Annotated in this window: 19 protein-coding genes; 5 read left to right on the top strand and 14 right to left on the bottom strand. The window is 69.6% G+C overall.

The genetic code is table 11. The features are described from left to right. Positions 1-4: 4 nt before the first annotated feature. The 7 genes from ACYVKR_RS01090 to ACYVKR_RS01060 all read right to left on the bottom strand — a co-directional run bounded on the left by ACYVKR_RS01090 (position 5) and on the right by ACYVKR_RS01060 (position 7,742). Positions 5-982 (bottom strand): Bug family tripartite tricarboxylate transporter substrate binding protein, encoded by a 978-nt coding sequence (locus ACYVKR_RS01090; RefSeq protein WP_460478860.1) that lies wholly within the window; start codon positions 980-982, stop codon positions 5-7. Between the two features lie 45 nt (positions 983-1,027). Continuing rightward, positions 1,028-2,050, bottom strand: a complete 1,023-nt coding sequence (locus ACYVKR_RS01085; protein WP_460478859.1) for a D-2-hydroxyacid dehydrogenase — start codon at positions 2,048-2,050, stop codon at positions 1,028-1,030. Between the two features lie 4 nt (positions 2,051-2,054). Further along, positions 2,055-3,047, bottom strand: coding sequence for a Bug family tripartite tricarboxylate transporter substrate binding protein (locus ACYVKR_RS01080; RefSeq protein ID WP_460478858.1), 993 nt, complete (start codon positions 3,045-3,047; stop codon positions 2,055-2,057). Between the two features lie 28 nt (positions 3,048-3,075). Continuing rightward, positions 3,076-3,876, bottom strand: a complete 801-nt coding sequence (locus ACYVKR_RS01075) for a class II aldolase/adducin family protein (RefSeq protein ID WP_460478857.1) — start codon at positions 3,874-3,876, stop codon at positions 3,076-3,078. 31 nt (positions 3,877-3,907) lie between these two features. Continuing rightward, complete coding sequence (gene tcuB, locus ACYVKR_RS01070) at positions 3,908-5,116, bottom strand: tricarballylate/citrate utilization 4Fe-4S protein (RefSeq protein ID WP_460478856.1); 1,209 nt, start codon at positions 5,114-5,116, stop codon at positions 3,908-3,910. A 5-nt stretch (positions 5,117-5,121) separates the two neighbouring features. Then, positions 5,122-6,561 carry an FAD-binding dehydrogenase gene (gene tcuA / locus ACYVKR_RS01065; protein WP_460478855.1) on the bottom strand — a complete coding sequence of 480 codons (1,440 nt, stop codon included), beginning with the start codon at positions 6,559-6,561 and terminating at the stop codon, positions 5,122-5,124. Positions 6,562-6,803: 242 nt separating this feature from the next. Continuing rightward, positions 6,804-7,742 (bottom strand): LysR substrate-binding domain-containing protein, encoded by a 939-nt coding sequence (locus tag ACYVKR_RS01060; RefSeq protein WP_460478854.1) that lies wholly within the window; start codon positions 7,740-7,742, stop codon positions 6,804-6,806. 197 nt (positions 7,743-7,939) lie between these two features. Here ACYVKR_RS01060 and ACYVKR_RS01055 point away from each other — a divergent pair, with 197 nt between their 5' ends. Continuing rightward, positions 7,940-8,719 (top strand): MHYT domain-containing protein, encoded by a 780-nt coding sequence (locus tag ACYVKR_RS01055; protein ID WP_460478853.1) that lies wholly within the window; start codon positions 7,940-7,942, stop codon positions 8,717-8,719. A gap of 3 nt (positions 8,720-8,722) precedes the next feature. Here the strand turns inward: ACYVKR_RS01055 and ACYVKR_RS01050 are convergent, their stop codons facing one another. Next, complete coding sequence (locus ACYVKR_RS01050) at positions 8,723-9,232, bottom strand: bacteriohemerythrin (protein WP_460478852.1); 510 nt, start codon at positions 9,230-9,232, stop codon at positions 8,723-8,725. A 76-nt stretch (positions 9,233-9,308) separates the two neighbouring features. Next, positions 9,309-10,259 (bottom strand): DMT family transporter, encoded by a 951-nt coding sequence (locus ACYVKR_RS01045; RefSeq protein ID WP_460478851.1) that lies wholly within the window; start codon positions 10,257-10,259, stop codon positions 9,309-9,311. 144 nt (positions 10,260-10,403) lie between these two features. On the opposite strand from ACYVKR_RS01045, the gene ACYVKR_RS01040 reads away from it, so the two are divergent. Both ACYVKR_RS01040 and ACYVKR_RS01035 read left to right on the top strand, forming a co-directional pair. Beyond that, positions 10,404-11,798: an alpha/beta hydrolase family protein gene (locus ACYVKR_RS01040; protein ID WP_460478850.1), complete on the top strand. Its 1,395-nt coding sequence runs from the start codon at positions 10,404-10,406 to the stop codon at positions 11,796-11,798. After that, complete coding sequence (locus tag ACYVKR_RS01035) at positions 11,795-12,223, top strand: VOC family protein (RefSeq protein ID WP_460478849.1); 429 nt, start codon at positions 11,795-11,797, stop codon at positions 12,221-12,223. The genes ACYVKR_RS01040 and ACYVKR_RS01035 overlap by 4 nt, the downstream gene beginning before the upstream one ends. A gap of 6 nt (positions 12,224-12,229) precedes the next feature. On the opposite strand, the gene ACYVKR_RS01030 is transcribed toward ACYVKR_RS01035, so the two are convergent. Together ACYVKR_RS01030 and ACYVKR_RS01025 are read right to left on the bottom strand one after the other, a co-directional pair. Then, a complete protein-coding gene (locus tag ACYVKR_RS01030; RefSeq protein WP_460478848.1) occupies positions 12,230-13,213 on the bottom strand; it encodes a Bug family tripartite tricarboxylate transporter substrate binding protein in 984 nt (327 codons plus the stop codon). A gap of 103 nt (positions 13,214-13,316) precedes the next feature. Then, positions 13,317-14,291, bottom strand: a complete 975-nt coding sequence (locus ACYVKR_RS01025) for a LysR family transcriptional regulator (protein WP_460478847.1) — start codon at positions 14,289-14,291, stop codon at positions 13,317-13,319. Positions 14,292-14,452: 161 nt separating this feature from the next. Here ACYVKR_RS01025 and ACYVKR_RS01020 point away from each other — a divergent pair, with 161 nt between their 5' ends. Both ACYVKR_RS01020 and glmU read left to right on the top strand, forming a co-directional pair. Then, positions 14,453-14,848 carry a DUF2917 domain-containing protein gene (locus ACYVKR_RS01020; protein ID WP_460478846.1) on the top strand — a complete coding sequence of 132 codons (396 nt, stop codon included), beginning with the start codon at positions 14,453-14,455 and terminating at the stop codon, positions 14,846-14,848. A 105-nt stretch (positions 14,849-14,953) separates the two neighbouring features. Further along, positions 14,954-16,375 (top strand): bifunctional UDP-N-acetylglucosamine diphosphorylase/glucosamine-1-phosphate N-acetyltransferase GlmU, encoded by a 1,422-nt coding sequence (gene glmU, locus ACYVKR_RS01015; protein WP_460478845.1) that lies wholly within the window; start codon positions 14,954-14,956, stop codon positions 16,373-16,375. Positions 16,376-16,479: 104 nt separating this feature from the next. Here the strand turns inward: glmU and ACYVKR_RS01010 are convergent, their stop codons facing one another. The 3 genes from ACYVKR_RS01010 to ACYVKR_RS01000 all read right to left on the bottom strand — a co-directional run bounded on the left by ACYVKR_RS01010 (position 16,480) and on the right by ACYVKR_RS01000 (position 20,388). Further along, positions 16,480-18,582: an alpha/beta hydrolase domain-containing protein gene (locus tag ACYVKR_RS01010; RefSeq protein ID WP_460478844.1), complete on the bottom strand. Its 2,103-nt coding sequence runs from the start codon at positions 18,580-18,582 to the stop codon at positions 16,480-16,482. A gap of 129 nt (positions 18,583-18,711) precedes the next feature. Then, positions 18,712-19,671 carry a LysR family transcriptional regulator gene (locus ACYVKR_RS01005; RefSeq protein ID WP_460478843.1) on the bottom strand — a complete coding sequence of 320 codons (960 nt, stop codon included), beginning with the start codon at positions 19,669-19,671 and terminating at the stop codon, positions 18,712-18,714. Between the two features lie 177 nt (positions 19,672-19,848). Continuing rightward, positions 19,849-20,388 (bottom strand): Lrp/AsnC family transcriptional regulator, encoded by a 540-nt coding sequence (locus ACYVKR_RS01000; RefSeq protein WP_460478842.1) that lies wholly within the window; start codon positions 20,386-20,388, stop codon positions 19,849-19,851. Between the last annotated feature and the right edge of the window lie 46 nt (positions 20,389-20,434).

The raw sequence follows: 20,434 nt of genomic DNA, 5'->3' as shown, positions 1-20,434 counted from the left end.
GGCCTCACTGCGAGGTGATCCTGCGCTCCTTCACCACCTTGCCCCATTGCTCGTACTCCTTCTTCATGAAGGCCGCGAACCCCGCGCGCGTGGTGGGCTGGGGCGTGAGGCCGTGCTTGTTCAGCGCCTCCTTGACGCCGGGGTCGTTCAGCACCTTGACGATCTCCGCATTCCAGCGCTCCAGCAGCGGCGCGGGCGTCTTGCCGGGGGCGACGAAGGCATACCAGTTCAGCGCCTCGAAGCCCGGGTAGCCGGCCTCGGCCACGGTGGGAATATTCGGCATGTAGGCCGGCCGCGCGAGGCCCGTGGTGGCCAGCGGGATCAGCTTGCCGGTCTCGATGTGCGGCAGCGCCGTGGGCGGCGCGGCGAAGTACGAGGTGACGCGCTCGCCCAGCAGGTCCTGCAGGGCCGGCGCGCCGCCCTTGTAGGGCACGTGCACCATCTCCACGCCCGCGCGCTGGTTGAACAGCTCGCCCGCCAGGTGCGAGGCCGAGCCCGCGCCGGTGGAGGCGAAGTCCACGCTGTTTGGCGCCTTCTTCGCCTTGGCCACGAACTCGGCCAGCGTCTTCACACCCGCGCCCTGGTGCACCACCAGCACGTTGGGAAAGTTCACGCCGCCCGAGATCGGCGCCAGGTCGGTGAAGGGGTTGTAGCCCAGCTTCATGATGTGGGGCGCGATGGTCAGCGGCCCGACCGAGCCGAACAGCAGCACCGAGCCGTCGGCCGGCGCCTTGGCCACGTACTGGTGCGCGATGTTGCCGCCCGCGCCGCCCTTGTTCTCGACGATCACGCTCTGGCCGATGTTCTCGCCGAGCTGCTTGGCGATGAGCCGCGCGGCCGCGTCGGCGGCGCCGCCGGCGGCAAAGCCCACGACCAGGGTCACGGGCTTGCCGGGCGGAAAGTCCTGGGCCTGCGCGGCAGGGGCGAGGGCGGTCGACAGGGCGGCCAGCACGGCCGCCTGGATCAGGGTGCGTTTTTTCATCATGGAGATCCGGTGGTGGAAGGAGAATGGGGCTGGCGCAGTCTTTCAGGGCTCGCGGCGCACCACGTTCAGCAGCGGGGCGCTGCCGGCAAAGCGCGCCAGGTTGTCGAGAAAGAGCTGCACCACGCGCGCCGCATTGCCGGCGGCAAAGCCGGCGCTGTGCGGCGTGGCAATCACCTGGGGCAGCGTCCACAGCGGCGAGTCGGGCGGCAGCGGCTCGTGGGCGAAGACGTCGAGGTAGGCGCCGGCGAGCCGTCCGCCGGCCAGCGCATCGACCAAGGCCGGCTCGTGCACCACGTCGCCGCGCGAGACGTTGACGAGGTGCGCGCCCGCCGGCAGCAGAGCCAGCGCGCGGCCGTCGATGAGCTGGCGCGTGCGGCTCGACAGCGGGCAGGCCAGCACCAGCCAGTCGGTGCGCGGCAGCACGCCGGCGAGGGCCTCGTAGGCGCATGACGGCGGGCCGCCGGCGAGGGGCGTATCGCTGCTGCGCACGGCCTGGATGCGCAGCCCCACGGCGGCGAGGATGCGGGCGATGGCCTGGCCTATGCCACCCCAGCCGACGATGGTGGCAGTCTGGCCCTGGAGGTCGGGCGGCAGCGGCGGGCGGTCCACCAGCGGCGCCCATTCGCGCCGCCGCTGCGCGGCCAGCAGCTCGGGAAAGCGGCGGCCCAGCATCAGCAGCCCGGCGACGGCGCTCTGCGCCACGGCCTCGGTGTTGGTGCCGGCGGACGAGGTGAGCACCACGCCGCGCGCGAGCAGCTCCAGGTAGACGGGCCGGTCCGCCCCGGCCGAATGGAAGTGCAGCCAGCGCAGGGCGCGGCTGCCCAGCAGCGCATCGTAGAAGCGCTGCGTCTCGGGCTGGATGCGGTGCTTGGTCGAGGTTCCGGTGACATCGCGCGAGACCAGGGCGATGTCGAACTCCGCGCCATGCCGCTCGACCTCGTCCACCGTGACCAGCGTGGGCGACGGGGCGACGCAGGCGCGGATGCGGCGTTCACCCAGCTGGGCGCGGGCGGCTTCGGAGACGAGGATGCGCAGGGCGCCGGCGGTGTGCGAGGTGGGCGGCACGGCCTTACTCCACGGTTGCGCCGGAGTCCTTGGCGATCTTGCGCCACTTCACATGCTCCTGCTGCGTGAACCGGCCGAACTGTTCGGGCGTGCCGCCCACCGGGTCGGCGCCCTCGCGCACCATCTGCTCTTCCAGCGACGGCAGGGCCTCGTTCACCGACTGGTTCAGCAGCGTGACGACCTGCGCCGGTGTGCCCTTGGGCGCGAAGAAGCCGAACCAGGAGCCGGCCTCGAAGCCGGGGAAGCCTTTCTCCGCCACGGTCGGCACGCCGGGCAGCGAGCGCGAGGGCTGGGGGCTGGAGACGGCCAGCGCGCGCAGCTTGCCCGCGTGCACGTGCTGGATCACCGACGGGATGGTGGCGAACATGAACTCCAGCCGGCCCGCCAGCAGGTCGTTGAGCGCGTTGGCGCCCTTGTACGGCACGTGCAGCTGCTGCGCGCCGATGCGCTCGCCCAGCATGTAGCTCGACAGGTGCGACGAAGTGCCCACGCCGGTCGAGCCATAGCTCAGCTTGCCGGGGTTGCGCTTGAGGTGGGCGACGAACTCGTCGAAGGTCTTGGCGGGCACCGAGGGGTGGACGACCAGCACGTTGGGCACGTCGGCGATCTGCACCACGGGCACCAGGTCCTTCAACGGGTCGTAGGGCAGGTTCTTGTAGAGCGTCTGGTTGATCGCGATCGGCCCCACGGAGTTGACGATGAGCGTGTAGCCGTCGGGCGCCGCGCGCACCACCTCGGCCGTGCCGATGTTGCCGCCGCCGCCCGGCTTGTTGTCGATGACGAAGGACTGGCCGAGCTTGTCGCCGAGCTTCTGCGCCACGGCGCGCGCCAGGATGTCGGTGGTGCCGCCGGCCGAGAAGGCCACGACCACGCGCACCGGCCTGGCCGGCCAGCGCGCCTCCTGGGCTGGTGCCAGCAGTGGCGTGGCCAGCAGGGCCAGCGCGGCGGCGCTGCAGAATCGCCGGCGCGCGGCGGCGGGGAAGGCGGTGTGGGTCATGTCTTGTCTCCTGGTTTTTTGGGGGGAATCAGTCGCGGTAGCCGGGGTCGATGCGGTCCAGCATGCGCAGCAGGGCCGGCCATTCCATGAGGCCGTAGGGCCGGCGCGTGCCGGGCTGGTAGTTGTTCCAGGTGGCTTCGAGCACCGGCGCGGGCACGGCCACGAGCGGGCTGCCGGTGACCATGGCGGCGAGCTGCGAGCGGCAGGCCAGCTCCAGCCGGTGCATCCAGTTGAAGGCCTCGCCGACCGAGCGGCCGACGGTGAGCGCGCCGTGGTTGCGCAGGATCAGCGCCTCGCCCTGGCCGAGGTCGGCGATCAGCGAGGCCTGCTCGGCCGTGTCCAGCACCACGCCCTGGTAGTCGTGGTAGCCGATCTTCAGGAAGCGCATGGCCGTCTGCGTGAGCGGCAGCAGGCCGCATTCGAGCGCCGACACCGCCATCGAGGCCCAGCTGTGGGTGTGGATCACGCAGTCCACCTCGGGCCGGGCGTGGTGCACGGCGCTGTGGATCACGTAGCCGGCCTGGTTGACGCCGTAATTCAGCGCGCCGAAGTCCGGCTTGGCGAGCACCTGGCCGTCGTGATCCACCTTGATGAGGCTGGACGCGGTGATCTCCTCGTACATCATGCCGTAGGCGTTGATGAGGAAGGCGTTGTCCTCACCCGGCACGCGCGAGGAGATGTGGTTGGCCATCATGTCGGCCATGCCGTAGTGGGCGACGAGGCGGTAGCAGGCCGCGAGGTCGATGCGGGCCTGCCACTCCGCATCGGAGCAGTGCGGGCGCATCGACGGGATCTGCAGGACGCCCGGGGCGGCGGAGGTGGTGCTCATGGGGTGCTCCTTGGTGGAATGTCGGTAGGACTCAATCCGCCCCCAGGCCTATCGGGCTGGGCTGGCGTTTCTCGGTGTTGTGGCGCAGCAGCGCCGCGGTGCGGAATACGCCGTGCGCGAACTTGCCGTAGGGCAGGGTGGCGAACAGCGCGATCACCGCGCCCAGGTGCAGGCACAGCAGCAGGGCCAGCGCGGGCGTCGCACGGCCCAGCCATAGCGCCATGCCGCTGGCCGCGACCAGGAACAGCAGGGCGATGAAGCCCAGGTCCATGGGCTTTTGCCGGGCGTCGCCATGCAGCGGATGGCGGCTGCGGTTCAGCGTCCACAGGCCGGCGGTGCCGATCATCAGGCTGATGCCGCCCAGCGCGCCCAGCAGCTTGGGCAGGCTGGGCAGCTCGTAGGGCGCGGCCCAGCCGAAGGCGTAGTGGTAGACCGTGCCCAGCGCCGTGGCCGCGAAGCACAGCAGGAAGCCGTAGAAGGTCAGGTGGTGGAAGCGCCGGCGCTTCAGGGTGTAGGCATCGTCCTCGTTGTGGCAGCCGTCGCCATGGCCGCCGTCCAGGTACTTGAGGCGCAGCACGTCCTGCGTGGCCTCGGCGGCCGCGGGCGCGCTCACGTCCACGCCGCTGGTGGCGGGTTTCACGTCCTTCCAGAAGCGGCGCACGCCCATGGCCAGCGCGAACACCACGAACCCGAACACGGGCGCGAAGATGCCCACCAGCAGGTTGTGCGGGAACAGGTGGTAGAAGTTGTTGCCCAGCTCGCCGCTCCACAGGCGCGCCGCGCCGCCCTGCAGGGCCACGGCCAGCGCGAGGAACAGGAACAGCCCGGCCGCCAGGGCCAGCGACAGCGTCAGGCCGTTGCGCTGGTAGAGCCTGCCCAGTGCCGGGGGCCAGGCGTAGTCGGCATAGGTCTGGCCGCGCACCTCGGCCATGGCCTGGGGGATGTTGATGGCGAACTCGTGCGGCGGCGCGTACTGGCAGGCGTGCAGGCAGGCGCCGCAGTTGTGGCACAGGTTGGCCAGGTAGTGCACGTCGGCCTTGCCGAACTCCAGCCGGCGCGTCATGGCCGGGAACACGGCGCAAAAGCCTTCGCAGTAGCGGCAGGCGTTGCAGATCTGCAGGGCGCGCGCGACTTCGGCTTCGGCCGCGGTTTCTGTGGAAGCGGGCAGGATGGGGATGACCTTGCCGGTGGCCAGGGACTGGGCTTGCTGGCCCAGGGCTTGCAGGGAGGGAATGCTCATGGGTATCAGACCTCGTCGTTGACGGCGCCGCGCGCGGCGGGCTTGCCGGTGGCGGCCAGGGCCGCGTTGCGTCCGGCGATGCGGCCGAAGGCCGTGCCGATCGACATGCCCACGCCGGCCGTATAGCCCTTGCCCAGCACGTTGCCGGCCATCATCTCGCCGGCCACGAACAGGTTGGCGCTGGGCCGGCCGCCAAAGCGCACGGCGGCCGTGTCGTCGGTCTCCAGGCCCAGGTAGGTGAAGGTCACGCCGGGGCGCAGCGCGTAGCCATAGAACGGCGCGGTATCGATGGGGCGGGCCCAGTGCGTCTTGGCGGGCGCCACGCCCTCGGTACGGCAGTCGTCCAGCGCCGTGTGGTCGAAGTGGCCGGGCTGGCAGGCGCTGTTGTAGGCATCGAGCGTGTGCATGAAGCGGTCCACGTCCAGCCCCAGCTTCTGCGCCAGCTCGGGCAGCGAGTCGGCCTTCACGCCGGGGAACACTGGGGGCATGAAGCGGCCTATGGCCTTGGCGTCGATGATCGAGTACGCGGTCTGGCCCGGCTGCTGGGCCACCAGGCGGCCCCAGATGGCGTAGCGCTTGGGCCAGAAGTCCTCGCCCTCGTCGTAGAAGCGCTCGGCCTCGCGGTTGACCACCACGCCCAGCGACACGCAGTCGATGCGCGTGCAGATGCCGCCGTCGTACAGCGGCGCGCGGGCGTCGATGGCCACCATGTGCGCCTGGGTCGGATCGCCGATGCCGTCGGCCTGCTGCTCCTGCAGCATGTGCTTGAGCAAGACGCCCTGGTTGAAGGCCGTGCCGCGGATCAGGAAGTTGTCCGCAGGCCATTCGCCGCGCTCGTTGCGGCCCCAGGCCTCGCGCAGCCATTCGCGGTTGGACTCGAAGCCGCCCGCGGCCAGCACGCAGCTTCTGGCGGTGATGCGCTGCCCGCCCGCCCAGGCGGCCTGGAAGCGGCCGTCCTCGATCTCCAGGCGCTGAACGGGCGCGTCGTAGCGCACCTGCACGCCCAGAGCCTGGGCGCTGCGGTAGTAGGCGTTGACCAGGGCCTTGCCGCCGCCCATGAAGAAGGCATTGGTGCGCGCCACGTGCAGCGCGCCCGAGAGTGGCGGCTGGAAATGCACGCCGTGGCGGCGCATCCAGCCGCGGCAGGTGGACGAGGCGCGTATCACCAGGCGGGCCAGGTGTTCGTTGGTGATGCCGCCCGTGACCTTGAGCAGGTCCTGCCAGAACTCCTCCTCGGGGTAGGCCTCGACCAGCACGTCCTGGGGCGCGTCGTGCATGCAGCGCAGATTGCGGGTGTGGCCGGAATTGCCGCCGCGCCATTCGCGGGGCGCGGACTCCAGCAGCAGCACGCGGCTGCCGGCTTCGCGCGCCATTAGCGCGGCGCACAGCGCGGCATTGCCGCCACCGATGACCAGCACATCGGTGTCGTAGGTTTCTGTTGTCATGAGGGGCTGCCGGCGGCATCGGGGCCGCGGCGGTTCAACGTGGGGGATTGGCGTTGAACTGTAGGGAGCGCCGCGGCCGCTGTGCAGCGGCTGGCAGGCATGGGGGTATCACGATCCGTGATGAGGTGTGCGAGAGCTTGCTAAATTGATAGCTGCTGGCGCTTATGAATAAACGAATTCAATGCCAATGAATATGAAAACGGGCTTCCAATGAGCGCTGAAAGCTATCAATAGAAGAGCATTTACTCCACCAGCCGCGCCCCCACCCAGGCGCCGGACTGCACCAGCCGCCGGGCGCAGTCCAGCAGCACCACGCGCGCGGCCAGCGCGGCGGGCGAGAGTTCGTCGTCCGACAGGCTGCACAGCGCGGCGCTGCGCCGCACCTGCGCGTCGGCGATCTCGGACCACTGGAAGCGCTCGGCCGCGTCCTTATACAGCGCCACGGCCGCCCAGGGCTGCACCGTGGCGCCGAGGCCCGCGTCCACCGCCTCCATCAGCAGCGGCAGCGAGTCGATCTCCATCGCCATCGGCGGCTGCACGCCCGCGCTGCTGAACGAGGCCGTCAGCGAGCTGCGCAGCCCATGGCTGCCCGAGGGCAGGATCAGCGGCACCGCGTGCAGCTGCGCCAGGCGCACCGGCGTGGCGTGCGCCACGGCAGGCGCCACCGGCTGGCGGCGCGACTGGATCAGGAACAGCCGCTCCTCCAGCAGCGGCTGCACGCTCCAGCGGCGTGCCGGCTGCGTGTCGAAGAGGATGGCCAGGTCGAGCTGGCGCGCGTTGAGCAGGCCGGTCAGGTGGCCCGACAGCGCCGACACCATGTGCAGGCGCACGTCCGGGTAGCGCTCGCGCAGCGCGCGCATCAGCGGCAGGCCCAGCACCGAGGCAATGGTCGGCGACAGCCCGATGCTCACGGCGCCCGACAGCCGCGCCTGCTGGGCCGCATGCACCGCCTGGTCGGCGTGGCGCAGCGTGAGCTGGGCCTCGTGGAAGAAGGCCAGCCCGGCCTCGGTGGGCACGACGCCGCGCGGCGTGCGCTGCAGCAGCCGCGTGCTCAGCTCGCCCTCGAGGCGGCTGATCTGCTGGCTCAGCGCGGACTGCACCAGGTCCAGGTCGAGCGCCGCGCGGCTCATCGAGCCCAGCTCGACGATGCGCACGAAATAGCGCAGTTGTCGCAGTTCCATGCCGGGATTATGGCGGCCCCATATCTGCCCACACCGTTGCGGCACAAGTGTCAACAATGAATTCGTGTTTCAGATGGAATAGACTTTCATGTTAAAAACTATTGAGAAATTGATATTTATAGTAATAAATGATTTCTCGCCCGCGCCGCTCCTCCTGCCGATCCGCGCGCTTCTTCCCTCTTTTTCTCCTATCCACCGTGAGTGACCTACTTTCTGCGGGCGAGCTTGCCCAAACCTCCTACCAACCCAGCCTGGTGGCCGTGTCGTATGCGATCTCGGTGCTCGGCGCCTTTGCGGCGCTGACGGCGGCCCAGCGCATCCGCGGACCGCGCGGCCTCAACCTGCTCAACCTGCTGCTGGCCGGCGTGGCGCTGGGCGGCATCGGCGTGTGGTCCATGCACTTCACGGGCATGCTGGCGCTCAACCTGGGCATGGGCTCGGGCTATGCGCTGGTCGAAACCCTGGTGTCGCTGGTCGCCGCGATCGGTGCCACCTCGGCGGCGCTGGGTTTCGTGGCGCTCAACCCCGCCAGCACCGGCCGCGTGGTCGGCGCCGGCGTGCTGCTGGGGCTGGGCGTGGTGTTCATGCACTACCTGGGCATGTACGGCATGCGCTTTCCGGGCTACATCGTCTGGACCTGGTCGACGGTGGCGCTGTCGGTGCTGCTGGCCATTGCGGCGGCCACGGCGGCGCTGTGGCTGGCCTTCCGCTCGCGCTCGCTGCCCGTGCGCGGCGTGGCCGCCGCCGTGATGGGCGCGGCCGTCTGCTCCATGCACTACACCGGCATGGCCGCGGCGGACTTCATCTGCACCACCGGCCCCGCCGACCGCTTCGCCATTCCCAAGGGGCCGCTGGTGATCAGCTCCATGGACCTGCCGGTGCTCACCGTGATGGTGGCGGCGGGCATGGCGGCGGTCATCGGTTTCGACCAGCTGCTGCTGAGCATGCAGCAGGGCCGCATGCGGGCCAAGGCATAAGCCCTAGCGCCCCACCAGCCGCGCCAGCCAGCCCTTGCTGCGCTGCTGCGCGGCCAGCTCGCGCAGTAGCTCGGCCTTGAGCGCCTCGCGCTCCGCCGCCTGCTGGCCGGCGGCCAGGCGGGTGTAGGCCTTGACGGCGTCAATGTAGCCGTGGTCCTCGTTGCGGATGTGGTTGAACAGCCAGCGCGACAGCATGCCGTGCAGCTCCTGCGCCACGTCCTCGCCGGCATCGAATCGGCTGTGCATCTCGGCCACCTTGCGGGTGAACAGCTCGTGCACCTTCTTGTGCGGGCCGGCAAAGAGGTAGCCGGCGCTTTCGATCAGCGCCTCCTCGAAGGCAAAGTGCGACAGCGTGTAGTCTACCGTCTCGGCGATGACCTCGGCCAGCCCTTGCCGGTCGGGCGACTGGCACAGCCCATGCAGCTGGTTGATGTAGTCGACGATGCGCCGGTGCTGGGTGTCGATTTCGGCGATGCCGGTGTCCAGTTCGGGCACCCAATGGAGAAGGGCCATGCTGCTTGCGGGTTGCTTGTGTAGTGCGCCGCAGTATCGGCACGGCCTCGCCGACGCGGGTTGACGCAGCGCAAGCTCAGCGCGATTCGCGCATGCTCAGCCAGGCGCTGGCCGCGCCGCACAGCGCGATCACCACCATGCCCATCACCGCCCACTGGTCCGGGATGTGGCCATAGACCAGCCAGCCCGCGAACAGCGCGCAGGGAATCTGGCTGTACAGAAAGGGCGTGATGGTCGCGGGCTGGGCCTTCTCGTAGGCCTTGAGCAGCAGCAGGTGGCCGACCGAGCTGCCCACGCCCATGGCCAGCGCGGCCAGCCACAGCGCGGCGGTGTCGGGCAGTTGCCAGGTCCAGGGCAGGGCGGCGCAGGTCAGGCCCAGGGCCAGGAGGCTGGTGTAGATCTGCGTGGTCAGCGGCCGCTCCTTGCCGGCCATGCGGCTGCTGAGCACCTGGTAGGCGGTGTTGGCCGTCAGCTGCAGCAGCGGCCAGAGCAGGGCGCCGCCGCTGAAGCCCGCGCCGCCCGGGCGGATGATGACCATGGTGCCGGCAAAGCCCAGCGCCACCAGCACCCAGCGCAGCGCGCTCACCTGCTGGCGCAGCCACAGCGCGGCCACCAGCGTCAGCGCCAGCGGCGTGAGCGCCAGGATGGCGGTGAACTCGGCCAGCGGCAGGTAGCGCAGGCTCAGCATGGCCAGCACATTGCTCAGGCAGAAGAGCGCCGCGCGCAAGCACTGGAAGCCGGGGCGCTCGGTGCGGAAGATGTCCAGCCCGTGGCGGGCTACGCCGTAGCCCACGGTCAGCGCCGTCTGCAGCGCGTAGCGCAGCCACAGCGCCATCAGCAGCGGCAGCAGCGCGCCCGCGTACTTGGAGCCGGTATCGAGCAGCGAGAAGCAGGCGCAGGCCAGGACCGTGAACGCGATGCCCTTCAGCGCCTGGCCGGAGCGGGAGCGGGGCGCCGGAGCGCGCGGAGAAGGTGCTGGGGTGGGGGCCACGGAGGCGGTAGTAGCGGAAAGGGCGTTGCGTGCCATCGATTCTAGGGCCAACCCGTAGGCGCGCCGGCGCGGCCTGTCTCGCCCGGCACTGCGCGGGTTGACCGTATTTTGCTAACAAAACGATAGCTGTTGGCGCTTGTCCTGATTGCGCCAGAAGCCGAAATGATGCCAAATATGTGCATGCACTTCTCCTCCCTACCCCTTGCTTCCCGACGTTCCTGGCGCGCCTGGGCCGGCGCCGCTGCCGCGCTGTGGCTCGCGGCCGGCGCTGCCGCCGCCGCGCCGCAGCCGGCCGAATGTCCGCGCTCGCTGCCCGGCGATGCCCGCTGCTACAGCGGCCAGGACGAGGCCGGCGCCTTCTACTGGATGGCCCTGCCGGCGGGCTGGAAGCCTGCCGACGGCGTGCTGGTGATGCACACGCACGGCGGCCCCGAGCTGGGCAAGCCCGGATCGGCGCGGACGCGGGCCGACCTGGACCGCTGGTCCATCATGGTGCGTGCCGGCTACGCCTGGGCGGGCTCCACCTACCGGCGCGGTGGCTATGGCGTGACCATGGCGGCGGAAGACACCGAGCGGCTGCGCCAGCTCTTCGTGCAGAAGTTCGGCCAGCCGCGCCGCACCGTGCTGCACGGGCAGAGCTATGGCGGCGGCGTGGCCTCGATCGCGGCCGAGCGCTATGCGCCCGCCGCCGAGCCCGGCACGCCGCCGGCACCCAGCCCCTACGATGGCCTGCTGCTCACCAACGGCGTGCTCGGCGGCGGCGTGGACGCGTACCGCTTCCGGCTCGACCTGCGCGCCGTCTACCAGTACGTGTGCGGCAACCATCCCAAGTCCGACGAGCCCCAGTACCCGCTGTGGATGGGCCTGCCCGCCGGCGCGCACCTGACGCGTGCCGAGCTGGCCGAGCGCGTCAAGGAATGCACCGGCGTGGGCCTGCCGGTGGCCCAGCGCTCGGCCGCACAGCAGCAGCGCCTGCGCAGCATCCTCGCCGCGGTGCGGATCGAGGAGCGCAGCCTGGTGGCGCACCTGGCCTGGGGCACCTTTCTGTTCCGCGACCTGGTGCAGCAGCGCCTGGGCGGGCGCAATCCCTGGGGCAACCAGGGCGTGGTCTACGGCGGCGTGGACGCGGCGCAGCAGGCGGCGCTCAATGCCGGCGTGGCGCGCTACGCGGCCGACCCGCAGGCGCAGGGCATGCTGTCGGCCGACAGCCGCCCCACCGGCCGCACGCGGCTGCCCACGCTCACGCTGCACGCCATCCACGACCCGACGGCCTTCGTCGAGCTGGAGCACAGCTACCGCGCCATCCGCCGCGCCGCGGGCACCGACGGCCACCTGGTGCAGACCTTCAGCGACGAGCGCGAGCACAGCTATCTGAGCGACGCTGAATACCCCGCCGCGATGGCCGCGCTGCTCGACTGGATCGACCACGGCACCCAGCCCACGCCGGCCGCCGTGGCCGAGCGCTGCGCGCAGACCCGCGCGCGCTTCGACCAGGACGGCAAGAACGGCTGCCACTTCCAGGCCGGCTACGAGCCGCCGCCGCTGGCCACGCGGGTGCCGGAGGCCGTGCAATGAGCGAGCCCGCCTTCCGCCTGCTGACTATCGACCACCTCGTGCTGCGCGTGGTGAGCCTGGAGCGCATGCTGCACTTCTACTGCGAGGCGCTGGGCTGCAGCGTGGAGCGCAGGCAAGAGACCATCGGCCTGGTGCAGCTGCGTGCCGGCAATGCGCTGATCGACCTGGTGCCGGTCGACGGCAAGCTGGGCAGTGCCGGTGGCGCGCCGCCGGGCGCGGAGGGGCGCAACCTCGACCATTTCTGCCTGCGCGTCGCGCCGTTCGATGTGGCGGCCATCCACGAGCAACTCGCCCGCCACGGCTATGCCGCCGGCCCGGTCGAGCAGCGCTACGGCGCCGAGGGCTCGGGGCCGTCCATCTACGTGACCGACCCCGAGGGCAATGTCGTCGAGCTCAAGGGGCCGCCGAGCAGCGGTGCCGCCTAGCGGCGCCTATTGCAGCTCGACCTTGGCCTGCCGCGCGATGCGCTGCCACAGCGCGATCTCGGCACTCTGAAACTCGCGCATCTGCGCCGGCCCGCCGGCCATGGCCGAGGCGCCGAGGTGGCTGTAGAAATCCTGGGTCTCGGGCAACTGCGCAATCTGCGTGAACAGCGCGGCCAGCCGGGCGGTGACCGCCGGCGGCGTCTTGGCCGAGACCATGGCGCCAACCCAGGCGTAGGACTCGATGCCGGGCAGGCCGGCCTCGCGCGCCGTGGGCACCTGGGGCAGCGTGGCGATGCGCCGGTCCGAGGCCACGGCCAGGCCGCGCAGCCGGCCGGACTTGATCAGCTCCTGCACCGAGGTGGCTTCGGCAAACGCATAGTCCACCGTGCCGCCGGCCACGGCCGTGGCCACCTCGCCCGCGCCCTTGAAGGGCACGTGCGTGGTCTGCACCCGGCCCACGTCGTTGAGCAACTCGCCCATCAGCTGGTAGCCGGCCGAGCCGGCGCCGAAGTTCACCTTGCCGGGGCGGGCCGTGGCGTCGGCCACCAGGTCCTTCAGGTCGCGGTAGGGCGAGTTGCCCGGCGCCACGACGACGGCGGGCGCGCGCATCATCATCGTCAGCGGCGCGAAGTCGGCGACCGGGTCGTAGGGCAGGGCCTTGAACAGCGCGGCATTGACGGCCAGCGTGGAATTGCTGCCGATGAACACGGTGTAGCCGTCGGCCGGCGCCGCCAGCGCCTGCTTGACGGCGATGAAGCCATTGCCGCCGGGGCGGTTCTCGACCACCACCGGCTGGCCGGCCAGCTCCTGCAGCTTCCTGGCGTAGTAGCGCGCCGAGGTGTCGGTGCCGCTGCCGGGGCCGAAGGGCACGATGAACTTGATGGGCTTGCTCGGGAAGTCCTCGGCCCGCGCCAGCGGCGCCATGGCGGCCGCGCTGCAGGCCAGGCCAGCGGCCAGCGCCAGGCGCAGCCAGGATCGGCGGTGGGGCATGTCGTCTCCTTGTCGGTGGTCTGCCCCGCAATGTAGGCCGGCCCTGTGGCGGCGTCCAATACGCAATCGGCCGCGGCTGAGTCGCGCCAGGTATCAGGCGGCATCAGGCGGCCGTGGTGTCGCCTATGGCCGCGCGCGTGGCGGCGGCCTGCAGTTCCAGCCAGGCGCAGAAGGCCTGCACCTCGGGGCGCTGCTGGCTGCGCGGGCCCACCAGCAGCCAGTAGGCCAGCGGCGAGTCCATGCGGTGGCCGGGCAGCACCTCGACCAGGTCGCCGCTGGCCAGCGAGTCGGCCACCAGCGGCATGCGCGCCAGCGCCAGGCCCTGGCCGGTGAGGGCGGCCTGCGCGATCTGGTGCGCGTAGTTCAAAAACAGCCAGCGCTTGGGCTGCAGGCGCGCGCTGCCGTGCAGCTCGAGCCAGCGCTCCCAGGTCAGCCAGTCCAGGTGCTGCAGCCGGTGGGCGTCGCCGGCCTCGATCAGCGTGAAGCGCGCCACGTCGGCCGGCTGGGCGATGGCCGGCGAGCTCTTGAGCAGCCACGGGCTGGCGACCACGGCGAGCTGCTCGCCGAACAGGCGCTGCGCGCCGCGCGACGCCGCCTGCGGCAGGCTATAGCGCAGCGCCACGTCCACGTCGGCGGTTTCCAGGTCGAGCACGTTGTCGGTGGCGTCGATGCGGATGTCGATCTCGGGGTTGTCGCGCTGGAAGGCTTCGAGCCGCGGGATCAGCCACATCGACGCGAAGCTCGCCCAGGTGGTGATGGCCACGCTCTTGCGGCCGGCGGTCTGGCGGATCAGGCGCACCGAGGAGTCGATGCGCTCGAGCGCCGGCGCCACCGTGCGCTGCAGCTGCGCGCCGGCGCTGGTCAGCTCCACCGCGCGGGTGTGGCGCAGGAACAGCGGCACGCCGACCTCGTCCTCCAGCGCCTGGATCTGCCGGCTCACGGCCGACTGCGTCAGCGCCAGTTCGTCGGCCGCGGCGCGGAAGTTCAGGTAGCGCGCCACCGCCAGGAAGGCCCGCAGGTGCCCGACGGCGATGGGGCGGGAGCGCAGCAGCGACGGGGGCAGGTGGGGCTCATGCATGGAGGATGCTGATTGTCGTTAGTTATCGGGATTTTCGATGGGGCTCCAACCTAGGGTTTTCCATTAATGCGCTGGCTGCATGAATCGGCGGGCTTCTTTTCATTGGACGCGGTGGCCAATACCTAAGATCATACGTACAGGGTTTCTACTAGGTAATCACCATGTCCACCGCCACCCACACCTCCATCGCCGCTTCCGGCCGCCCGCAGGCCGCCTCCTCCGACATGCGCACGCTGCGCGCCGGCCAGGCGCTGGGCTTCGTGCCCGTGCGCGACATGGTGCTGCGCGTGTCGCAGGGCCGTGCCTGGGTGACGCTGGGCGTCGGCGAGGCCCACGGCAGCGCGATGCAGTCCGGCGACCAGATCCTGTTCCCCGGCCAGACCATGGTGCTCAAGGCCGGCCAGTCGGTGGTGATCGACAGCGGCAGCGCCGAGCCGCTGGTCTACCACTTCCCCCGGGACACCTGGGCGCAGGACAACCTGCAGCGCCAGTCCGGCCGCTGGTTCAGCCGCTTCCAGTGGGGCCGGGCCGACGGCAGCATGCTTTACAACGTGTGACCTTTTTCTTTGCGAGTGAAGGGCCTGCCGGAGTCCGGCAGGCCTTTTTTGCGTTTGCTGCAGCGCGAGATAATGCGCCATTGTCTGCCGATTGAACCTCTTCCTATGACTGCATTGCTCGATATCGTCATCATGGCCGCCGGCAAGGGCACGCGCATGAAAAGCCGCACCCCCAAGGTCCTGCAGAAGCTCGCGGGCCGGCCGCTGTTGGGGCATGTGCTCGATACCGCCGCACGGCTGCAGGCGCGCTCGGCCGTGGTCGTCACCGGCCATGGTGCTCCTGAAGTAGAAGCGGCTGTCGCTGGACTGGCGGGCGCTGGAGCCGGATTTGACCTGAAGTTCGTGCGCCAGGAGCCGCAGCTGGGCACCGGCCACGCCGTGCAGCAGGCCATGCCGGTGCTGGCCGACGACGGCATGGTCGTGGTGCTGTCGGGCGACGTGCCGCTGACCCAGGCTGCGACTTTGCAGGCGCTGGTCGACGCTGCACAGGGTAGCCAACTGGCGCTGCTCACCGTCACCATGCCCGACCCGACCGGCTACGGCCGCATCGTGCGCAACGGCGATGCCGTGCAGCGCATCGTCGAGCAGAAGGACGCCAGCGCGGCCGAGCGGGCCATCACCGAGGTCTACAGCGGCATCATGGCCGTGCCGGCGCGCCACCTGCGCGGTTGGCTGGCGCGGCTCAAGGACGACAACGCCCAGCGCGAGTACTACCTGACCGACATCGTCGCCATGGCCGTGGCCGACGGCGTGCCGGTGGTGGGCCACCGCATTGCCGACCTGCTGCAGGTGGCGGGCGTGAACAGCCCGCTGCAGCTGGCCGAGCTGGAGCGCGCGCACCAGCTGCGCCAGGCCCGGGCGCTGATGGAGCAGGGCGTGCGCCTGGCCGACCCGGCGCGCTTCGACGTGCGCGACGACGCGCGCGGCGCCAAGGCCGAGCTCTCGTGCGGGCAGGACGTGGAGATCGACGTGAACTGCATCTTCACCGGCCGCGTGGCGCTGGGCGCCGATGTGAAGATCGGCGCCAACTGCCACATCAGCAACGTGCAGATCGCCGACGGCGCGGTGATCCACCCCTTCACCCACATCGACGGCGAGAAGGCCGGCGCCCAGGTGGGCGCAGGCGCGCTGGTCGGCCCGTTCGCGCGGCTGCGGCCCGGCGCGCAGCTGGGGCGCGAGGTGCACATCGGCAACTTCGTCGAGGTCAAGAACTCGCAGCTCGCCGACGGCGCCAAGGCCAACCACCTGGCCTACCTGGGCGACGCCACGGTGGGCGAGCGCGTGAACTACGGCGCCGGCAGCATCACCGCCAACTACGACGGCGCCAACAAGCACCGCACGGTGATCGAGGCCGACGTGCACATCGGCAGCAACTGCGTGCTGGTGGCGCCCGTGACCATCGGCGCCGGCGGCACCGTGGGCGGCGGCTCCACCATCACCAAGAGCACGGCCCCGGGCGCGCTGAGTGTGGCGCGCGGCAAGCAGCTGAGCATTGCCGACTGGCAGCGGCCTGTGAAGAAAAAGTGAGCTGCTGGCGCTTGGTAGATATGCAATTCAACATGCTTTGTATTGCAATTGATTGATCAGCAAGCGCGAGAAGCTTCTATTTTGGTAGCGGATCCTGTGGTGGCCTATTGCGGAAAGGCGACCTGGTTGGTGTACGAGTCCAACTCCTCGGGCAGTACCAACTTGCGCGCGATCAGCGCCTGCACCTGGGCGCGGCGCTTGGCGTAGAAGTCGGTGGCGCCGCCGGGGTACAGCTCCTCCAGCGATGGGCGCGAGTCGCCCGAGGCCGTGCGCTCGGCCAGGGTCTTGGGCAGCGCGATGAAGCCGCCACTGCCGGCGCACAGTTCATTTTCGGCATGGCCTGCCTTGCGGAAGTTGCGCCCCATGTAGGTGCCCAGCGGCGCCATCAGGTCGGCCGGAATGATGCCGCCTATGCCGGTGCCGTTGGCATCGAACTTGGCGACATAGACCGGATAGCTGGCGCCGTAGGTCGGCGGGGTGGTGCTGTAGTCGCCAAGCTGCGCCAGAGAGTAGCGCTCGTTGAAGGGCTCGCCGGGAATGGTGGGCCAGGCCGCCTTGGCCTGCTCTATGGTCTGCAGCGTGCCGTCCTTCTGGTTGGGGAACATCGAAGGCGGCGGCGCGATGCCCTTGGTGACCCAGTCGTCCATCGCCACGACGATGGCGCGCAGGATGGGCGAGCCGTCCACCGGGTCGGACGGGTACTTGCAGTTGGCCAGCGGGTTGGCCGTGCCATTGCCGGGGCCGTGCTGCTGGCCTGAGATCATGTAGACGCGCACGTTGCCGGCCATGTCCACGTGCTTGCCCTCCGTGTCAGTCACCACCAGCGACGAGCGGCCATGCCAGATCTCGTGGGCCGAGTCCTGGTGCATGACCTTGGGGCAGTTGCCCGCCTTCTCGCACAGCGCGAGCACGCCGTCGGACTTGCCGCTCAGGGTGTCGCGCATGCTGGGGTAGGTAAAAGGGAATTCGGCGCCCGGGTAGTTGCGCTCCTCGTGCTGGCGCATCCAGCGCGAGGTCTGTGCGAAGGCCATGTTGTGCTCGGTCATGCGCGAACCGGCGACCGTGGGGTGGATGCCCTCGAACACCATCTTGCCGTTCAGGTCGACATGGAAGCCCTGGTAGAGAAAGTCGCGCAGGAAGCGGCCGCTTTGCGACAGGCCCCAGCCGAAGGCTGCCTTGATTTCCATGCCGCCCGGTCGAGCGGGGTTCTCGTTGCCGGCCGAGTCCCTGGTCTGGTAGCGCAGGAAGGAGACCAGGTCGCGCACCGAGGCAAAGCCCATGCCACCCACGTAGGGGTCTTTGGCGTCGTAGACCAGCTCGTAGATCGCGCCGGGGTCGAAGCCCTGGGCCACGGCTTCGCCCATGTCCAGCCGGATCTGGCGGTTGCCCAGGAAGCTGACGGCCGCAGGATTCAGCGTGACGCGCGCGTCATCATAGTTCTGGCGCACCGTCAGGCTGACGCGGGCCTTGGCGATGTCGGGGTCGGAGGGTTCGTAGGCAACGCTGGCCGTGAGGATGTTGCCCTCCACGATATGGGTGGCGCCGGCGCCGGTCTGGGGCGTGTCTGCAATCAGCACCTCCATGGAGCGCTGCACGATGGGCTGGTCGCCGTTGCGCGCGATGGGGAAGCTCACCTTGTTGCCCGCCGTGACGGAGTTGGCCTCGGGCTGCCAGCCCGACCAGACGATGCTGTAGCCCTGGCGCATCAGGAAGCCGTTGCCCGGGTTGGTGGCGCTACCCTTGTTGAGGATGCCGAAGACCGTGGGGTTGCCGCGGTTGACCACGTCATAGAACAGCTTGCCGTTGCCTTTCGCGGAATCCACGGGCCGCAGGATGTTGATGTCCACGCTGTATTCGAGCAGGCCCCGGGCATTCTTCTGGGCCTTGTCGATCAGCGCCATCCTGGCATGGGCGGGGTTGGCAGGGTCCAGCGTGCCATAGGCCTTGCCCTTCAGGTACTCGTAGGCGCCGACACTGCCGAAGCTTGCCCCATTGAAGGCGGCGGTCCTGCTGGTAATCTCGATGCGGCTGATGCCGCCCGCCGAGGCGATGCCGCTGCTGTCGCCACCGCTGCCGCCGCAGGCCACCAGCAGGGCCGCTGCGCCGATCGAGGTCATCGCCAGGGTGGCCGCGGATTTTCGCCGGGCGGCCATGGTCCTGCGGGCGCGGGTGGGCCGTGCGGTGGAACGATGCGATGCGTGGGTCATGCCGTCTCTCCTGTGGGGGTGTTGTTGTCGGGTCAGGGCGGCCGGGGAGCCGCCCTGCAAGCACGGTACCAACGGCACCCAGGGCAATCAATCAACGCCAGCAGCGAACCATTGCGCAAACAGGAATGGTCAGGAACGCGGGGCCGGTGCAGGCGCGCCCACCCGCCGGCGCGCAAGCTGGTGCGACAGCGTGCGGCAGGTGACGATCAGCGCCAGCACGTTGGGTGAGCGCTCGCGCGTGCGCAGGCAGGCGACGACGACCTTCTGCGCCAGGTGGTAGCGCGGATGCATGGGGACGAGGCGCACGTTGTCGGGCAGGATGCTGCGCATGCGGTCCGGCAGCAGTGTGTAGCCCAGGCCGCCGTCCACCAGGTTCATCAGAGAGAAGATGTCGCCCACGGTCAGCGCGATCGTGGGGCTGTAGCCGGCGTTCTGGAAGGCCTGGGCGAAGCGGTCGTGCGTTGCGAATCCCGGAACGAGGCTGACGAAGCGCTCTCCTTCGCAGCTGCGCAGGTCCACGGCGCTCTGGGTCGCATAGCGCGAGCCGGCCGGCGCGGCAAAGAAGAGGTCGTCCTCGAACAGCAGCTGCGATTCGAGGTCGGGTGCGTGGTCCACCTGGCCCATGAGCGCGGCGTCGATAGCGCCGGTGCGCAGCTTGTCGAGCAGTTCCACGTTCGAGCCCAGCGTCAGCTCGGTGTGCAGGTCGTGCTGGCGCTGCTTGAGCGCAATGATCAGCGCCGGAACGGTATGGCTGGTCAGCGAATACAGCGAGCCTATGCGGATGTGGTTGGATGCATAGCCCGCGATTTCTCGGGTGGCACGGATGCCGTCGGCCATGGTGTGCAGCACCTGCCCGGCCGTGCTGCTCAAGGCCTGGGCAGCCTCAGTCGGTAGGAGGTTGCGGCCCTCGTGGCGAAACAGGATGCAGCGCAGGCTGCCCTCCAGCGAATGCAGCGCGCGGTGCACGCTGGTGACGCTGATCCCCAGTTGCTCCGCCGTGCGGCCTAGGTGGCCGGTCGCCATGAAGACCTGGAGAATTTCAAGTTTGCGAAAGCTGATGTCCGCGTCAATGTGAATAATCGATTCCATGAAGCCTGGCCTGCATATTCAGACGTGCCCAGGCAGTGAGCAATCGATCACATCACCACTGCGGGGCGCGTGGTGGAGGGGCCCGCTCCTTGGGAGCATGGCGTTGTGGGTGCCCTGGCAGTCTAGGGCCTCAGGTGGCTGCGGGCACGCTATGGAAAACCCTTTTGATGCGGGCGCTCAGCCGCTGTGGCCGGGCGTCGTGCCCAGCGGGCGCTGGGGCGCCGCATGCGGCCCGCGGTGCAGCGGAATCCGCGTGTGGAACTTGGCCCGCTTGGTGGCGAAGAAGGCCTTCACGTTGCGGATGTTGGCCTGCGAGGTGAACAGCTTCTGCGCCAGCGCCAGATAGGCGGGCATGTCGTGCGCGTACACCACCAGCACGAAGTCCGGCCCCGGCGACACGCGCCAGCACTGCTGCACCTGCTCGTGCGCGGTGGCCAGGGACTCGAAGGCGTCCAGCGCCTCGCTGTCCTGGCGGTCCAGCGTCACCTCCACGATCACGAACAGCCCGAAGCCCTGGATGGTCGCCAGCTGCGCTGGATCGAGGATGGCGACCTGCGACGCGATCAGTCCCGCGTCGCGCAGCCGCTTGATGCGCCTGAGGCAGGTGGGCGGCGAGACGTGAACGCGCTCGGCCAGCTCCTGGTTGCTCATGGCGGCGTCTTTCTGCAGCCAGTCGAGCAGCTGCAGGTCGATGATGTCCAGTTCTATGGATTTCATGATTCTTATTATGATGAAATTTAATTCCGTAAGTTGATTTTTGTGT

It is taken from the genome of Comamonas humi, assembly GCF_054782535.1.
The sequence above is the reverse complement of the archived record's forward strand: the minus strand, read 5'-3'. Positions and strand labels throughout refer to the sequence as shown.

Bases quoted from the DNA above. Each gene is read 5' to 3' on its own strand.
- ACYVKR_RS01035 (WP_460478849.1), top strand. From the start codon at position 11,795: ATGAGCGAGCCCGCCTTCCGCCTGCTGACTATCGACCACCTCGTGCTG.
- ACYVKR_RS01020 (WP_460478846.1), top strand. From the start codon at position 14,453: ATGTCCACCGCCACCCACACCTCCATCGCCGCTTCCGGCCGCCCGCAG.
- glmU (WP_460478845.1), top strand. From the start codon at position 14,954: ATGACTGCATTGCTCGATATCGTCATCATGGCCGCCGGCAAGGGCACG.
- ACYVKR_RS01075 (WP_460478857.1), bottom strand. From the start codon at position 3,876: ATGAGCACCACCTCCGCCGCCCCGGGCGTCCTGCAGATCCCGTCGATG.
- ACYVKR_RS01060 (WP_460478854.1), bottom strand. From the start codon at position 7,742: ATGGAACTGCGACAACTGCGCTATTTCGTGCGCATCGTCGAGCTGGGC.
- ACYVKR_RS01090 (WP_460478860.1), bottom strand. From the start codon at position 982: ATGAAAAAACGCACCCTGATCCAGGCGGCCGTGCTGGCCGCCCTGTCG.
- tcuB (WP_460478856.1), bottom strand. From the start codon at position 5,116: ATGAGCATTCCCTCCCTGCAAGCCCTGGGCCAGCAAGCCCAGTCCCTG.
- ACYVKR_RS01030 (WP_460478848.1), bottom strand. From the start codon at position 13,213: ATGCCCCACCGCCGATCCTGGCTGCGCCTGGCGCTGGCCGCTGGCCTG.
- ACYVKR_RS01040 (WP_460478850.1), top strand. From the start codon at position 10,404: ATGCACTTCTCCTCCCTACCCCTTGCTTCCCGACGTTCCTGGCGCGCC.
- ACYVKR_RS01025 (WP_460478847.1), bottom strand. From the start codon at position 14,291: ATGCATGAGCCCCACCTGCCCCCGTCGCTGCTGCGCTCCCGCCCCATC.
- ACYVKR_RS01010 (WP_460478844.1), bottom strand. From the start codon at position 18,582: ATGACCCACGCATCGCATCGTTCCACCGCACGGCCCACCCGCGCCCGC.
- tcuA (WP_460478855.1), bottom strand. From the start codon at position 6,561: ATGACAACAGAAACCTACGACACCGATGTGCTGGTCATCGGTGGCGGC.
- ACYVKR_RS01000 (WP_460478842.1), bottom strand. From the start codon at position 20,388: ATGAAATCCATAGAACTGGACATCATCGACCTGCAGCTGCTCGACTGG.
- ACYVKR_RS01005 (WP_460478843.1), bottom strand. From the start codon at position 19,671: ATGGAATCGATTATTCACATTGACGCGGACATCAGCTTTCGCAAACTT.
- ACYVKR_RS01080 (WP_460478858.1), bottom strand. From the start codon at position 3,047: ATGACCCACACCGCCTTCCCCGCCGCCGCGCGCCGGCGATTCTGCAGC.
- ACYVKR_RS01050 (WP_460478852.1), bottom strand. From the start codon at position 9,232: ATGGCCCTTCTCCATTGGGTGCCCGAACTGGACACCGGCATCGCCGAA.
- ACYVKR_RS01045 (WP_460478851.1), bottom strand. From the start codon at position 10,259: ATGGCACGCAACGCCCTTTCCGCTACTACCGCCTCCGTGGCCCCCACC.